Origin of the sequence: Sulfurimonas sp., from assembly GCF_029027405.1 — a bacterium.
Taxonomy (GTDB): Bacteria; Campylobacterota; Campylobacteria; order Campylobacterales; family Sulfurimonadaceae; genus Sulfurimonas.
Genome location: NZ_CP093396.1, coordinates 443181 through 459807 on the forward strand (window position 1 = coordinate 443181; position 16627 = coordinate 459807).

Consider the following 16627-nt stretch of genomic DNA (forward strand, 5'->3'; position numbering starts at 1 on the left):
ATGTTATTGCGTTAATATATTATCAAAAAACCAGTAAAAAGCCATAAGCAATCCAGGTGTTTTTTGGTAAGACTCATCAAACATAAACTCTTTTGCTTTGTTTATTGGAAGATATATTACTTCTATTTCTTCCTCTTCTAAACCTCCACCTTCACTTACTTTCATTCCATCATCACACTCAGCATAATAAAGTATTTGCTTAGTTCCAGAGATGCCAACACTTGGATAAAAAGAAGTTATTTTTTGTAAATTTTCAACAGGTACATCGTAGCCACACTCTTCTAAAATTTCTTCTTTGGCTATTTGTACATCTGATGCATCTTTATCTATAAGACCAGCACAAAGTTCATAAGTCATACCATCTTCCTCATTGGCATAAAGAACTGGAATGCGGAGTTGTTTTACAAGTATAAAAGCTTGTTTTTCTTTATGGTAAAGAAGAATAGAAACACAATCTATTGTTTTAACTGCTTCCCATTCCTTTTGTTTTCCATTTTGTGTATAGTTTATTTTTACAGGAACTACAAATTTAGGATTTTTAAGTTCTACGATAGAGTCTATTTTATTCACAATCTTTTCCATTGTAAAAGTAGCAAAAACTCTCTACTTTTTGAGGTCTAGTAAATGGAGTTGCATTTGCTAGATGCAAGGCTATGCTCTCATTATAATTTTGCTTAAGTTTTAAAAAGGCTTTTTTCTCTTTACCTTTAAGTTTTTTTGTAGTAACTTGAACAACTCTAAGAGGGTTTATTGCGCGACCTCTTTTTCTCAGTTCAAAATGCAGATGCGGACCAGTTGAGCGACCAGTACTTCCAACATAACCAATGGTATGACCTTTTTTTACATACTTTCCGCGTCTAATCCCTCTACGAAACGATTTCATATGGGCGTATCTTGTTTCATAACCATCAGCATGTCTGATTTTAATAAGTTTCCCATAAGTTCCGAGTCTAGATGCATAAATGATTCTTCCACTTCCAGCAGCAACTATCGGTGTTCCGCGTCTTGCTGCATAGTCAATTCCAAGATGTGCTTTCCATTTGTGTAAGATTGGGTGCCATCTTCTTTTTGTAAAGTATGAAGAGATTCTCGCCCCTCGAACAGGACGAGCAAGTAAAAAACCTTCTACCTCATGTCCTTTTTTATCATAATACCTATCATCACTATTTAAGTAGATAAAGTGCTGTTTTTTTCTCATCTCTATCATTGCAACTTTTAGGATTGGCATCGAAAAAGGATGACCTAAACGATACTTTTGTTCATAAATAAGAACAAGTTTATCTCCAACTCTCAAATCTCTTTTAAAATTTAGAGAGTTTCTAAAGTTTGAAACAAAAATTTGTGCAAGTTTTTTTGAACCTGTCGCTTTAATGATGTCATAGTATGGAGAGTTCTTTATGGTTAAAGTAAAGGCTTCTATTTTAGAGTTGCTAATTATTGGGATTGCTTCAAAGTAATAAAGATTTTTGTTTTTATAGATATGAATTTGTAGTTCATCATTTAGTGGAAGTAAGACTTGTTCTATCCTTCCCTCACTGTCTCTTAATATTTGACAATTAACACCTGTTCGCATCTCTTCTGTTAATCTTTGGTCATCTATATCAAGGTCATAGTATAATCTTTTAACAGGTAAGTTTTGTTTTTCCAAAAAGATAAGATAAGTTTCGCCCTTTATCCATCTAAATCGTTCAACTTGTGAGCCAAAAAGAGCAGTCGTAAGTAAAAAAAGTATAAAAAATCGTATCATTAAACCCCTAAAAATCTTAAATATAAAAAATAATTTGCAAACTCTAACAAAACTTGGCTTAGTGAGAGGTTTATTTGATATAATCGCGTTAAATAAATAACAAAAAGAGAGTTAATGAAGCATATAATTTTAATACTAGTATTTGTTTCTAGTTTAATGGCAGGAGTTGTAAAGTCTCCACTAATTAGCATCGATGAGCATCGCAACATTGCAACAATAAAAATAAAAAAAATAGACATAGGTATGAGTGGTTTTATATCTCATAATGTAGATGATAGTCATAGTGTGATTTTAAAAAATATTGAAGTTATAAGTTTTGATAAAGAGAGTGAAATAGCAACTCTTAAGATGACACCCTATGATGCGCTTAGAAATAACTCTTTACCTAAGGGCAAATGGAAAGTTAAGGTTGGAGATACTGCAATCTTGGCATTTGGTTATACAAGAGGAGTTTTAATCGCTCCAAATGATGAGATATACTATAGAATTATAAGAAGTATAAAAAATTTACAATGGGTTCATCCTGATATTTTTGCGACTATTTTATCTTTTAATGGGCATCCAACCCCTCTTCGTGAAGATTTTACAAAACTTTCTATTGCTACTTCTGTTGGTTTAATATTTTTCTTTTTAGATGAAAAACTTTATACCGCTGATTCTAAGAGTTTTAAGATTTTAAATATTACAGATGCACCGTTAAAACAAAGTAAAGTAAAATTACCATTTTTTTCAAGAGTTGATAAAATAGAAGCAAATTGGTTTGGAGATGGAAGTGATGAGTTAGAAACTTATGAATCATATTATTTTGGACTTTTAAGCGAAGCAAACCCAAATAATAAAGAGTTAAAAAAAGCAATAAATAACTTTAATACAAAGGCTGAAAAATGATAGATGCCAAAGATATAGAATATTTCAGATCAATTGTAGGAAGTGAAAATATTTATAGCGATAAAGCACATTTAATCGCTTATTCTTATGACGCGACAAGAGAGCATTTTGAGCCAGATGCTGTTATATTTCCAAGAAATGAAGAAGATATAAGTGCAATTTTAAAACACTGCAATGAAAAAAGAATAGTTATTGTTCCTCGTGGAGCAGGTAGTGGTTTTACAGGCGGTGCCTTGCCAAGTAGTGGGGGAATTGTTTTAGCTTTTGAAAAACATATGAACAAAATCTTAGAGATAGATATGAAAAATATGGTGGCTATCGTTCAACCTGGGGTTATTAATATGGATTTGCAAAAAGCTGTTGAAGAGCTAGGACTTTTTTATCCACCAGACCCAGCATCTCAAGACTACTCAACACTGGGCGGAAATGTCAGTGAAAATGCAGGTGGTATGAGAGCTGCAAAGTATGGAATTACAAAAGATTATGTAATGGCAACTCGTGCTGTTTTAGCAAATGGTGATATAATTAAAGCAGGAAAGAGAACCATAAAAGATGTAGCAGGTTATAATATTAGTGGAATTTTAATAGCATCTGAAGGTACTTTAGCCGTTTTGAGTGAAATCACTCTAAGACTAATTCCTAAACCAAAATTAACTAAAACTGCAATGGGAATTTTTGATAGTGTAAGTGAAGCGATGGAAGCAGTTTATAAAACAATGGCAAGTGGAATAACACCTGTAGCAATGGAATTTTTAGATAATTTAACCATACGAGCAGTTGAGAAAACTTTCAACAAAGGTTTACCTGTAGATGCTGGGGCACTTTTAGTTACAGATGTTGATGGAAATTTAGAAGATGATTTAAATTTTCAGTTAGCTCAAATAGAAAAAGTTTTTCGTGAAAATGGTTGTAGGGAATTTAAAATTGCAAAAGATGAAAATGAGGCAACAGATATTTGGTTTGCTAGAAGAAATGCATCTCCCGCTTTGAGTATTTATGGAAGTAAAAAACTAAATGAAGATGTAACAGTTCCTCGTGCAGCTTTACCTGAACTTTTAGAAAAATTTTACGCCATTGCAGATAAATACAAAATAAATATACCATGTTTTGGTCACACAGGTGATGGAAATGTTCACACAAATGTTATGGTAGATGGAAGTGACCCAGAGCAGGTGAAAATAGCTTATAAGGCAATAGAAGAAGTTTTCCAAGCAACTATTGACTTAGGTGGAACTTTGAGTGGTGAGCATGGTATAGGACTTGCAAAAGCTCCCTATATGAGTATGGCTTTTACTGAGCAAGAGATGAATCTTTTTAAGTCTATAAAAAAAGCTTTCGACCCAAACAATATTTTAAATCCTGCAAAAATGGGGTTGAACTAGAAGGTTAAGTTATGAGTGATAATAGAGCTAAACTAAATTATATTTACAGACATGCAAAGTTTTTTCTTAGCACATTTATAGATAAAGAACTAACTCTTTTTGCTGCTAGTCTTAGTTACTATACTATTTTTACTATTATTCCATTACTTCTTATAATGCTTACTCTTTTAACTTCTCTTCCTAGTTTTGCAGAACATTATGAGAGTATAAAAACATTTATATTTTCAAACCTTATGCCTGTAAATTCACAAGCGGTTATGGGACATATTGATGGGTTCTTAGAAAACTCTGCAAAGATGGGCGTTATAGGTCTTGTTATGATTTTAGTTGCTTCTCTTTTATTTTTCAAAAACTTTGAATTTATTGCAAACAAGATTTTTCATGCAAAACAAAGAACACTTTGGGAGTCAATTACAACCTACTGGACTATGTTGACTCTAACACCTATTGCGCTAGGAGCTTCTTTTTTTATAACCGCAAAATTAGCCGTAGTGATAGAATCAAACGAAATAACTTCTGGCATAAATATTTTGCCTCTTGTTCCTTATGTTATTATTTGGGCATTATTTTTTCTTATTTTTCAAATTGCGGCAAATACTAAGATAAATCCAAGAGCATCTCTTATAAGTTCTTTTATAATTGCGATTGTATTTAGTTTTTCTAAAAATGCTTTTATAGAGTATGTTTTTTATAACAAGTCTTATACAACAATGTACGGCTCGTTTGCTATTATGATGTTTTTATTTTTATGGATTTATGTTTCTTGGATTATTTTTATTTATGGCTTGAAGTTATGTTACATGATTAACAAAATTTATAACTCAAAAGCATAAATATTTTAAATGAATTATTATGATATAATATTATATCGGATTTAATAAGGATTACTGACATGGGTGAAAGTAAGATATTAATTGTTGATGATGTAGCTGAAAATATACAAGTTGCGATGAATATTTTAAAAGAGGAGAGTTATGAATTTTCCTTTGCAAAAAATGGTGAAGATGCACTTAATATATTAAAAGTAAATAGTTTTGATTTAGTACTATTAGATATAATGATGCCTGGAATTGATGGATATGAGGTCTGTCGTCGTATGAAGCAAAATCCACTTATTATGGATATACCTGTAATATTTTTAACAGCAAAAGTTGATATAGATTCTATGACAAAAGGTTTTGAAACTGGTGGTTTAGATTATATAACAAAACCTTTCCATGCAAATGAACTCATTTATAGAGTTAAAACTCACATTAATCTTTATAGAGCAAGTAAGTTATTGGTACAAAATAATATCTCTTTACAAACTAAAATAGAGACTCAAAATAACAGAATATCTAGTGAATTAGAAGAGAACCAAAAAGATATGATCTTTATGTTGAGTGAATTAATAGAATCTATATCTGATGAAACTGGCAAACATATAAAAAGAGTCGCCGAATATTCAAGATTGTTAGCTTATTATCATCCATCATTAAGTGAAGATGATGTAGATATAATTTATTATGCATCTCCTATGCATGATATTGGTAAAATAGCTATTCCTTCAAAGATATTGCAAAAAGAAGGACCATTAACTGAAGAAGAATTTACAATAATGAAACAACATCCATCTATTGCACATGAGTATTTTAAAAAATCTAAAAGAAAAATTATGAGAGCAGCTGATATTATTGCTTATGAACATCATGAACAATTCAATGGTAAAGGCTATCCTAGAGGAATTAAAGGTGAAGATATCCATATATATGGTCGTATAGTAGCACTGGCTGATGTTTTTGATGCGTTAACTCATAAAAGAATCTATAAAGAAGCTTGGAGTGTTAATGATGCAGTTAAGTACATTTCTGAGCATAGTGGCACGCAATTTGACCCTTTCTTGGTTGAAATATTTGAGGCACATGTTAATGAATTTATATCATTTTCAAAACTATAAGTTAGTTTTTCTAACATTTATTTTTTTCTATACTACGCTATTTTCTATTGAAAACAATAGTTTTTTAAATGAAAAAGAAAAAAAATGGATTGAGCAAAATCCTGTAGTTGTTCTGGGAGCAGATTATAGTTGGCCTCCTTATGATTTTATAGATAAAAATTCAAAACATGTTGGTATAGCAGCTGATTATCTATCAATTATAAGTAAAAAAAGTGGTTTAAAGTTTGATATAAAAGCCGATGTATGGTCTAAAATTTTGAATGAAGCGAAGGCAGGTAAACTTGATGGTTTAGCTTGTGCAGTATCAACTCCAGGAAGAGAAAAATTTCTAAATTTTACAACGCCGTATGTACAGAAGCCTTTAGCTATAATAGTTCAAGAAAATAGAAATAATATTAAAAATATTGATGACTTAAATGGCAAAATTGTAACTATAAATAAAGGTTCATATTTACATGAATGGTTAAAAAAAAATTATCCTAAAATAAAATTTCTCTTAACAACTTCAAATTATCAATCACTTGAAAAAGTGTCAGTTTCTCAAGCAGATGCTTATATAGGAAATATAGCAGTAACGACATATATTATGAAAGAGAACCATCTTTTAAATTTAAAAATTGTTAATAATGTACCAAATATGGATAGTAAAGCCTCTATTGCGATTGACAAAAAAAATAAAATCTTATTTTCAATAATGGAGAAAACACTTAAAAATATAACATTTAAAGAACGAAAAAAAATTACTAAGAAATGGTTTGATACATCTCAAAATAAAACAAAAGAAAGAATCAAATTTACTGCTGATGAAAAAAAATACATGAAAAATCATCCTATGATAAGGGTAGGTGTAGCTCCAGACTGGCCTCCTTTTAATTTTATAGATAATAATGGTAAATATGCTGGTATTGCAAATGATTATTTAACCTTAATTACTAAAAAAACAGGATTAAAGTTTGAATTTATTGTAGATGAATGGAATAATAATTTAGAAAAAATAAAAAATAAAAAAATTGACTTACTTGATGCACTTTTTAAAGATGATAAACGCCAAAAATATATGAAATTTTCAAAATCATATCTTGAAGTATTAGACTATTTTTATATTCGTGATGATTTAAATATAACTACATTAGAAGACTTAAATGGAAAAAGAGTGGCAATTCCTAAGGGTTATGCACATGCAGATGCTATAAGAAAAGAGTTTCCAAAGATAAAGATAATAACTGTCGCTAGTTTTTCCGAATCAGTAGATGCAGTATTAGAAAATCGTGCGGATATGCTTTTTGACACACAAATTGCACTATCTTATAAGTTAGAACAAGATGGTATTCGTAATATAATACCTTTTAAGTCATATAGAAAACATGGTTTAATGCAGATACATATGTCATCTTATAAGGGAAATGATATTCTTATTTCAATTATGAATAAAGGACTTGATTCAATTACTAAAGAAGAAAAAAATGCTATTTATAATAGGTGGGTTTCTACTCAAAGTAGTAATGATATAAAGATAGCTAGCCCTTTAGTATTAAGTGAAGAAGAACAACTTTGGATTAAAGAACACCCATTTGTTTCATATAGTGAAGTAAATTGGGAACCGATGTCAATTATTCAAAATAATACAATGACAGGTATTATGAAAGAGTATCTAAATAAAATTACCGCATCAACAGGAATTAAATTTAGATATAGAAAAACTTCATCTTGGTCTGAAGTCGTTGATATGTTTAAAACTGGTGAAATTGATATTATTCCTGGAGTAGGTGAGAGTGATTTTGTATCCAAACTAGGATTGACTTCTGATATTTATGCCAATTTCCCGTTTGTTTTAGTCACTAAAAATAGTAAATCATTTATAAGCGATATAAGTGAGCTTGAGGGTAAAAGTATTGCTGCTCCAAAATATTGGACAAGTTATAACTATTTAAAGGAACAAAAACCAAATATAAAAGTTGTTGCTACAAAAGATATTTTTGAAGCATTGGATATGGTAAAAGATGGTAAAGTCGATGCTTTTTTAGGGCATAAGGCTATTGGTATGCACTATGTTGGAAAATACTATGTAAGTAACTTGCATATTGCAGGAAAAGTAAATTATGATTTTAATCACAAAATGCTACTTCAAAAAAATGATAAAATTTTACTAAGTATAGTAAATAAAGTTTTTCAATCAATGAGTGAAACAGAGCATCTTGATATTAAAAATAAATGGCTACAAATTGAGGTAATAGAGGCAAAAGATTATGTTTTGCTTTACCAAATTGCGATTCTATTATTGCTCGGGATAATAGGGACATTTTATTGGAATAGAAAACTATCAAATGAGATAAAAGAGCGTAAAAGTATTGAAGCAGAATTAGAACTTAAAAATAAAAGATTAAATAAAATACTTAAAATTAATGATAAACAGCAAGAAGAACTTTTAAAAGCAAAAGAATCGGCAGAACTTGCAAATAAATCAAAGTCAGAATTTTTGGCTAATATGAGTCATGAAATAAGAACTCCAATGAATGCGATTATGGGTTTTTCTGAGCTTTTGAGTGAACAAATAAGTGAGCCTCGACTTAAAACATATACAAAAATTATACAAAAAGCAAGCAACTCACTTCTTACTCTTATTAATGATATATTGGACCTTTCAAAAATAGAAGCAGGAAAGTTGGAGATAAATAAAAGTGCAACAGATGTTTACTCTTTATCTGATGAGATAAGCTCAATATTTTCAATTTCAATACAGAAGAAAAATTTAGATTTTTTTATTGATATAGATAAAAGTATACCAGAGAGTCTTTTACTTGACGAAGTAAGAGTTAGGCAAATATTGCTAAATATAATAGGGAATGCCGTTAAGTTTACAGAGGAAGGATTTGTGAAGTTTAGTGTTAAATCTTACAACCATAATGATAGTCTTAGTAAGGTAGATTTAGAATTTACAATAGAAGATAGCGGAGTTGGAATTCCACCTGAACAATTGGATAAAATTTTTGGAGAGTTTGAGCAAACTGATGGGCAGGACTCTCGTAAATACGGGGGAACAGGTTTAGGACTCAGTATTTCTAAAAGGTTATGCAGTATGATGAATGGAGATATGTCTGTGAAGAGTATACTTGGAAATGGGAGTACCTTTCGCATAAGTTTTCATAGCATTGATATAGCTTCGGTTATTAAGGATAAAGAGAGAAAAAAGAAAAGTTCTCAAGATAAAAAAGAGATAATTTTCAAAAAAGCAAAAATTTTGGTAGTTGATGATGTTGAAGATAATCGTGAACTAATAAAAAGAAATTTTGAAGATACGAAGATAGAGATTATAACAGCAAATGATGGATTAGAAGCTATAAAGATGTATAAGTTGACTCAACCAGATTTGATACTTATGGATATAAGAATGCCAAATATGGATGGATATGAAGCATCTAATGAGATTAAAAAACTATCTAATATTCCAATAATTGCACTTACTGCATCTGTAATGCAAGATGAATATGAAAGAAGTAAACGAGAAAATTTTGATAGTTTTTTAAGAAAACCTATTTTAAAATATAATCTATATAAAGAACTTAGCTTATTTTTAGACCATGTAAAAGAAGAACCAATAACACAAGATATACATTTAGAGCTTAGCAGTAAGACTGTTGCTAATATAGATAATATACTAAATATTATTGAAACTGATATTAGAGTTTTAAGGGATAAGGCAAAAGAGAGTAATAATGTTTCTGATATGAAAGAGTTAGCTGAAAAAACTAAAGAACTAGCATTAAGATATGAAATAGATATTTTAGATCTTTATTCATCGCAATTATTTAGAGCGATAGATTCGTTTGATATTCTTAAGCTAGAGGAGTTGTTAACAGATTTTGATGCTGTTGCTAAAAAGCTTTCTGCATAATATTATAAAAAAAATATAAAAAAAATATAATAGATTCACAAAGTAAAATAAACATGAAAGGTCTTTTATAGATGGATGTTAATGAAAGTCCTATATGAAAAATAATCCATATAATACTTAAATGTATAGGTTCATTACCATTAGATAGGTTTATCAAGTTAAGTAGTAATGGGTCAAATATATCCCCTTGACTAACTAGATGCAAAACAATACTAAGTGGATAAAAAATACTAAAAAGTGATGTCCACAGAATAGATAGTGGATGATAGATGCTAAAGTTTCCAAATATTGATAAAGAAAAAGGTAACATCAATAGATAAACCCAAAAAGGTACTAAGATGAATTGCCAGATTTTGCTTAGATGCTTAAAGTGAATTAGAAATAAAAAGATATAAAATACACCACTTACAGATAGCCAAAAGCCAAGAGCGAAAAAGAGTTTTGGTGCAAAAGATAAGATTAAAATAATTGTTAAAGCTAATGTTTGCATCGAGATGATTTTTATACCTCTGTCAAAAAGTGTAAATCCTACAAGAAGCATAACAAAAGAGCGAAGTAAAGAGGGAGGATAATCTAAAAACAGAAGATAAAAAAATAAAAAAGATGCAACTAAAATAAAAAGATGAGTTTTAGAGTTTGTGTAAGGAAAATATATGTTTTGAAAAAAGGTATAAATAGGGCGAAATAAGAAAAAGAGCAGGGCACTTAAAACTCCTAAATGAAAACCACTAATAGCTAGAAGATGTGATACCCCAAGAGTTGAAAAAGTAGTTTGTAATTCTTTACTTAAAGCTGAAGCACTATATAGGGCTTGATACATATTTGCTATATTTTCATCTTTATGTTTAGATGCTAAAAAAGAATTTAACTTTTGTTTTAAAGTTTCTTCTTCATCGATAGAGATGATTTTGCTAAAGGCATAAAAACCTGTGAGATATTTGTAAAAGCTTAACTCTTTTGTCCAAATTTCAAGATGAAGTTTTTTACCTTTAGCTTCTTTAAATTTTTTATTTGCACTTGTGTAAAAAGTAGTTCCATTGTCACTTTTTAATTTTAAGACCTGATACTCTTTGGTGCCTTTGGTTTTTGCATACTGTTTTAAAACTCTAGCATCTATAAGTACAGAATCAAATCTTGTTAATTTTTTATACTCTTGGAAGTTTATGAGTAGGGAATAGCTGAGGATTAAAAGACAAAAAAGTAAAAAGGAGAAGAACTCTTTTTTATTAAAAAGTTCAATTCTCTCTAATGCCATTAGATAGGTGTCATTGAAATAGAATTATTTCCGATATTAATATTTGCAGAACGAGTATCAACATTTTCATAACTTGTTTCAACTCCTGCTGAAAACTTAGGAGCATCTACAAAGCGAGTCAGCTTTTTTTGAAAAACAAGTTTTACATGTCCTGTTGGACCATTTCTCTGTTTTCCTATTATGATTTCAGCATCTTCTTCATCTTTTTCTACATACTCAGATATAAACTCCTTGCCTTCACTTTTCGCAGCTTTTTCTCTCTCTTTTTCTTCTTTATAAAGATAAACATCATCACGATAAACAAAAAGAATAATATCTGCATCTTGCTCAATAGAACCAGACTCACGAATATCGCTCAGCATAGGTCGTTTGTCATTTCTAGCCTCAAGACCACGGTTAAGTTGAGAAAGTGCGACTATGGGCATATCTAACTCACGAGCGAGCATTTTTAAACCACGAGATATTTCAGAAACTTGTAAATGTCTATCTTGTGTTCCGACACCACTCATAATTTGTAAATAATCAATGACTGCTATTTCTATTTCTGGGTGCTGGTTTTTTAGTTTTCTAAGTTTTGAACGAAGTTGATTTATATTTATACTTCCTTGGTCATCAACAAATAGTTTGGCACTATTCATTTTATCTATCGCACCATGAAGTGAACTCCATTGTTCATCGTTCATATCACCAAGACGTAGTTGGGTAAGAGGTATAGATGTTTGAATACTAAGAAGCCTTAACATAAGTTGTTCTGCTGGCATCTCTAAAGAAAAGAAGGCAACACCTTTACCCTGAGTTATAAGAGAATTTACTGTGTTAAGAACAAATGAAGTTTTCCCCATAGCAGGTCTTGCAGCGATGATAACTAAGTCACCTTTACCAAACCCAGTTGTCATCTTATTTAGTTCATGAAAACCTGTATCTACTCCTACAAGAACACTATTCCCTCTGTCTTTCATCTCTTGTATGTATGCCATTGTGTCAAAGGTCATTTTAGGAGAGTCTTTAAAATCACTTGTTTGGTTGTCTTGAGTTATTTCATAAAGTTTTTTTTCAACAATATCAATAACTTCAGCAGATGGAAGTTCTTCTTCAACGGTAACTCTTTTTATCTCTGTTGTAAGTGTGAGCAGGTGACGCTTTAAAGACTTGTCTTTGATTTCATCAACATAAGCTTTTGTGTTTGAGATAGGGTTTGCAGACAAAATCTCAAGCATAACTTGTTCATCAAATTTTTTGATTTTTATGAGTTCTTTTTTTATAAACTCTTCATCAATAGGTTGGTCTTTTTGCATTAAAGTATTCATGGCTAAAAATATATCTCTATGAGCTGGTAAGTAAAAATCATCTTCGTTTAAGGCTACGCTTAAGTCATCAAACTGCTGAGGTTCAAAGACTATGGAACTTAAAATACTTCTTTCAAAGGCTAAGTTATATAGGTTATCTTGCAAAGTTTCCCTTTTTAATTATTAAAGTAATTTTAGCATAAATGGGTTAAATCTGATATAATTTTAAATATTTAGAAAGTAGGAATATTTAGTGTTTTTAAAAAAGCAAGAAGAATTTAATAATGCAATGCAAAAGTATCATCAAAATAAATTTTATCAGCATGTATATACCTTTGTTTCAGTCGTAAATATAGGTTTAGAAGTTATTTTATTATATATTTTATTTACACTTAATATTTCATGGTTTTGGATGCTTCCTGTATTTTTAATTGCTTATTTTTCAACAGATTTTTTAAATGGTTTTGTACATTTATATATGGATAATAATGACAATTACAACTCTTTCGCGGGAGTTTTTATAGCTAGGTTTCATCTGCATCATAAAACACCAACATATAAAAACAAGAATGTATTTGTTATTTATTTTAATGAATCAGGTTCAAAATTTTGGTTAGTGCCTTATCTTATTGTGGTGCTTTTTCTTAGCACTTTAGATATAAATCATATTTTCTTAACAGTATTAATTTTAGTTGGAATATTATCATCATTTGCGGAAGTATCACACTACTTATGTCATAACTCTAAATCTAAAATAGTTTTATTCTTACAAAAAATAGGATTGCTTTTATCTATGAATCATCACGAGCGTCATCATATGGAAGATAATAATAGATATGCTTTTTTAAATGGTATGAGTGATTTTATTTTGGATAAAATAGCTAAAATTTTTTATGGTGGATATAAAGATAATTTGGACAAACATTATGAGATGTATCGAGAAGAAGATACTTCTAATCGTTCCTCTTAGCCATATTCTCAACTTCGTCTACAAACCTATCAACAAGTTCACTCTCATTTAGATTTGCGACAACTTTGCCTTTAACCATTACAAGACCTTTACCTTTTCCATATGCTATGGCTACATCAGCGTGAGCGGCTTCTCCTATGGCATTTACGACACATCCCATTACCGAAACATTTAGAGGTGCTTTTATATGTGCGGTTCTTTTTTCTATCTCAGCGACGGCACTAACTAGGTCAGCTTCGATTCGTCCACAAGTTGGACAAGAAATGATGTTAAGACCATCTGGCATCGCTCCACTATCTTTTAAAATTGCGCGAGCAACATTTATCTCTTCTTCGAGTTCACCTGTGATACTTACACGCATAGTATCGCCAATACCATCGAGTAAAAGTGTTCCAAGACCGATAGAACTTTTTACAGTTGCATGAAAAAGAGTTCCAGCTTCTGTTACTCCAAGATGAAAAGGGTAGTTATTTTTTGGACGCAACATTCTGTAGGCATCTACCGTTCTTTGTACATCACTAGCTTTTAGTGATATTTTTATATCGCTAAAGCCTAAATCTTCTAAATATTTTATGTTGTACTCAGCAGATGCAACCATTCCTTCCGCTGTTTGTCCATATTTATTATTAAATTCTTTTTCTAAACTTCCAGAATTTACACCGATACGAATAGGTATATTTCTTTGTTGACAAGCTTTTACAACTTCGGCTACTTTTTCTTTTGAGCCAATGTTGCCAGGGTTTATGCGGATGCAGTCAACAACTTCAGCAGCTATAAGAGCAAGTTTATGGTTAAAATGAATATCTGCAACAAGAGGAAGTTCAATCTGCTCTTTAATAGATTTAAGTGCAAGTGCATCTGCCATATCAGGAACAGCACAACGAACAATATCGCAACCTGCAAAGTGAAGTCTTTTTATCTGCTCAACTGTAGATGCTATGTCAGCAGTTTTTGAGTATGTCATAGATTGTGTACTTATTGGTGCATCTCCACCAACTGCTACATTTCCGACAAATATTTTTTTAGTTTGGACTCTTTTTATCATAAAGTGATTTTAGCTTGTTTGGGATAAAGAAGTGCTTTAGTGTTATTTTAGGATGAGTTCCCAAGTAAAACTTGGGAACAATATAGTAGAGTTTTTAGAACTTAAAAGTTAAGTTAGTGTAGATGTATCTTCCTGGTTCATTAAGAAGCATGATATCTATTGCACCACCAGCTACTAAAGTTAAATCGGCATAAGTATTACTCTGTGCATAAGTTTCATCAAGTAAGTTATTAATACCAAGAGTAAAATCAAAGTTTTTATTAACAGCATGTTTTACTTTTAGGTTAAGTACAGCCCATGAACCTAATTCTTGTTCACCATTGTCTGAGTCATAATTACTCCAAGTATCAGATGCTTGCACTTCAAGGCTTGCAATTGAGTTGTTTTTATATTCATAATTAAGAGCTACATTTCCTCTAAGTGGTGCCATATCTGATAAGTCTTTATCAGTTTGTCCCGCTAAAGCTTTATCTTTTTCACCTCTTTTATATGATACGCCAGCATCTACAGTAACAGTATCAGTTGCATAAACAGAAGCACTTAACTCTGCTCCATAAACTGTTGCATCTATGTTGTTAAAGTTGTTTTTAGTAACTGCTACATTATTTGCTTGTTTTTGGTAGTAGATATAGTCACTAAGCATTGAGTAAAAACCTTTGATTTTTAGTTTAAATGCATCGTTATCAGTTTCATATCCAAAGTCAACTTCTCTATTTGTTGTTTGTTCTAGCTCTGGAGTACCAACTTGATTTGGACCTTTTCTAAAGTATAACTCTCTAGCATCTGGAACACGAGAAGCTTGACCAAAACCTAAAAATATTTTATTGTCTTTGTTTAGGTTATATGCAGTGAAAATATTTGCATTTAGTGCTGAATAATTTTGAGTATCACCATTAGCATCTTCTGATTTTAGCTCAGTTGAGTCATATCTAGCACCAAGAGAAACATTGAAAGCACCATAGGCTTTTTCTACTTTTGCAAAGATAGCCATATTTGTAGTAGTAGTATCTGCGATACTAGTTCCTTTAGTTGCTCCATTGTTATTGTTGATATAGTGACCTTTCCAAGTTCTCTCACTACCATCTAATCCAACTAAAAGTTTATGATTAGCAATGTCAAAACTGTTTTTAAGTTTTATACCTTGCATAGTAGTTTTCATGTGGTTAGTAGTGTTTGTCATGCCTCCTAAACCTGCATTTCTATACTCTGTACTCATTGGATGGTCAACATCAGAGTAGTAGTACTGTAGATTTACATTTTTATATATATCATTTACACTATCAACATTGTACTCTACGCTATAGACATTTGAATCATCTCTAATAGCATCCATTGGAGTGTTTGGATAAAGAACATCACTACTTCTGTTAGCAGTGTAACTTAAACGAAGTTCTTGATCTTGAGCAGTAGTGATGAAAGCTTTAGACATAATAGAATCTTTTTTATATGCTCTCATATCTTCATATTTAGTTTGATATTTATTTCCATTTACTGAAGCATTCTTTTTAGTTTGTTGTGAAAGAGTATCTCCATTACCATCTTTGTATTGGTCACTTGATTCACTAGAACCACTTACTAAAACACGGATAATATCATTACCACCACTTAGTGTAACGCCAACTTTTGTATAGTTAAAACTACCATAACCAAGATTTACTTCACCATGAAGTTTTTGCGTAGGAGCTTTAGTTTTGATTTTTATACCACCACTCATAGTTCCAAAAGTCTCAACATCGTAAGGACCTTCTATAACTTCTATTGTTTCGATTTGATTTGCAAGTACATGAGAAACAGGTGGATCCATTCTGTTGGGACATGCTCCGCAAACTTTTGTTCCATCAACTTCAACTGAGATGTTATCTCTTTTTTGACCGCGAATATAAACATCATTTGCGATACCACTACGACGGTTCATATCTATACTTGGCACATTTGTGCTTAGTGCTTGAGCTAAATCTGCTGATACTTGAGCATTTTGGCTAACTTGTGTGATTACTGTTGATTCTACATTAATTGGAGCTAGTTGAACTTCGCTTGCATAAAGAGAAGCCACAGCAACTAATGAAAGAGGTATAATTTTATTCATCTAAAAACCTTAAAATTTAAATTTTCTAATGATATAAAAATAGCGTTACGAAAGTGTTAATTTATTTTTTATACTATTGTGTATGAGTAATATCCAAAAAATAAAAAAAGTAGTTTTAATAGCCATAGGTTTTGGTCTTG

At 30.8% G+C, this 16627-nt stretch carries 12 protein-coding genes; 6 read left to right on the forward strand and 6 right to left on the reverse strand.

Going from position 1 to position 16627, the window contains the following annotated elements; genetic code table 11:
- Nucleotides 1–3 precede the first annotated feature (3 nt).
- A complete protein-coding gene (locus tag MOV42_RS02305) occupies nt 4–570 on the reverse strand; it encodes an NUDIX hydrolase (protein WP_324172203.1) in 567 nt (188 codons plus the stop codon).
- Nucleotides 563–1747, reverse strand: a complete 1185-nt coding sequence (locus tag MOV42_RS02310; RefSeq protein WP_324172204.1) for a peptidoglycan DD-metalloendopeptidase family protein — start codon at nt 1745–1747, stop codon at nt 563–565. The genes MOV42_RS02305 and MOV42_RS02310 overlap by 8 nt, the downstream gene beginning before the upstream one ends.
- A gap of 114 nt (nt 1748–1861) precedes the next feature.
- On the opposite strand from MOV42_RS02310, the gene MOV42_RS02315 reads away from it, so the two are divergent.
- The 5 genes from MOV42_RS02315 to MOV42_RS02335 are packed head-to-tail and all read left to right on the forward strand — an operon-like array spanning nt 1862 to nt 9845.
- A complete protein-coding gene (locus tag MOV42_RS02315) occupies nt 1862–2635 on the forward strand; it encodes a plasminogen-binding N-terminal domain-containing protein (RefSeq protein ID WP_324172205.1) in 774 nt (257 codons plus the stop codon).
- Nucleotides 2632–4017 (forward strand): FAD-linked oxidase C-terminal domain-containing protein, encoded by a 1386-nt coding sequence (locus MOV42_RS02320; protein ID WP_324172206.1) that lies wholly within the window; start codon nt 2632–2634, stop codon nt 4015–4017. The genes MOV42_RS02315 and MOV42_RS02320 overlap by 4 nt, the downstream gene beginning before the upstream one ends.
- A gap of 11 nt (nt 4018–4028) precedes the next feature.
- Nucleotides 4029–4850, forward strand: coding sequence for a YihY family inner membrane protein (locus MOV42_RS02325; RefSeq protein ID WP_324172207.1), 822 nt, complete (start codon nt 4029–4031; stop codon nt 4848–4850).
- Nucleotides 4851–4909: 59 nt separating this feature from the next.
- Complete coding sequence (locus MOV42_RS02330; protein WP_324172208.1) at nt 4910–5953, forward strand: HD domain-containing phosphohydrolase; 1044 nt, start codon at nt 4910–4912, stop codon at nt 5951–5953.
- Entirely contained in the window at nt 5925–9845 is a 3921-nt protein-coding gene (locus MOV42_RS02335) for a transporter substrate-binding domain-containing protein (RefSeq protein WP_324172209.1), read from the forward strand. The genes MOV42_RS02330 and MOV42_RS02335 overlap by 29 nt, the downstream gene beginning before the upstream one ends.
- On the opposite strand, the gene MOV42_RS02340 is transcribed toward MOV42_RS02335, so the two are convergent.
- Nucleotides 9826–11100, reverse strand: a complete 1275-nt coding sequence (locus MOV42_RS02340; RefSeq protein ID WP_324172210.1) for a ComEC/Rec2 family competence protein — start codon at nt 11098–11100, stop codon at nt 9826–9828. The genes MOV42_RS02335 and MOV42_RS02340 overlap by 20 nt on opposite strands.
- Nucleotides 11100–12551, reverse strand: a complete 1452-nt coding sequence (locus tag MOV42_RS02345) for a replicative DNA helicase (RefSeq protein ID WP_324172211.1) — start codon at nt 12549–12551, stop codon at nt 11100–11102. The genes MOV42_RS02340 and MOV42_RS02345 overlap by 1 nt, the downstream gene beginning before the upstream one ends.
- 88 nt (nt 12552–12639) lie before the next feature.
- Here MOV42_RS02345 and MOV42_RS02350 point away from each other — a divergent pair, with 88 nt between their 5' ends.
- Nucleotides 12640–13356 carry a fatty acid desaturase CarF family protein gene (locus MOV42_RS02350; protein ID WP_324172212.1) on the forward strand — a complete coding sequence of 239 codons (717 nt, stop codon included), beginning with the start codon at nt 12640–12642 and terminating at the stop codon, nt 13354–13356.
- Here the strand turns inward: MOV42_RS02350 and ispG are convergent.
- Both ispG and MOV42_RS02360 read right to left on the reverse strand, forming a co-directional pair.
- Nucleotides 13340–14401, reverse strand: coding sequence for a flavodoxin-dependent (E)-4-hydroxy-3-methylbut-2-enyl-diphosphate synthase (ispG, locus tag MOV42_RS02355; RefSeq protein ID WP_324172213.1), 1062 nt, complete (start codon nt 14399–14401; stop codon nt 13340–13342). The two genes, MOV42_RS02350 and ispG, sit on opposite strands and share 17 nt — an antisense overlap.
- Before the next feature lie 94 nt (nt 14402–14495).
- Nucleotides 14496–16487, reverse strand: a complete 1992-nt coding sequence (locus MOV42_RS02360) for a TonB-dependent receptor (RefSeq protein ID WP_324172214.1) — start codon at nt 16485–16487, stop codon at nt 14496–14498.
- Between the last annotated feature and the right edge of the window lie 140 nt (nt 16488–16627).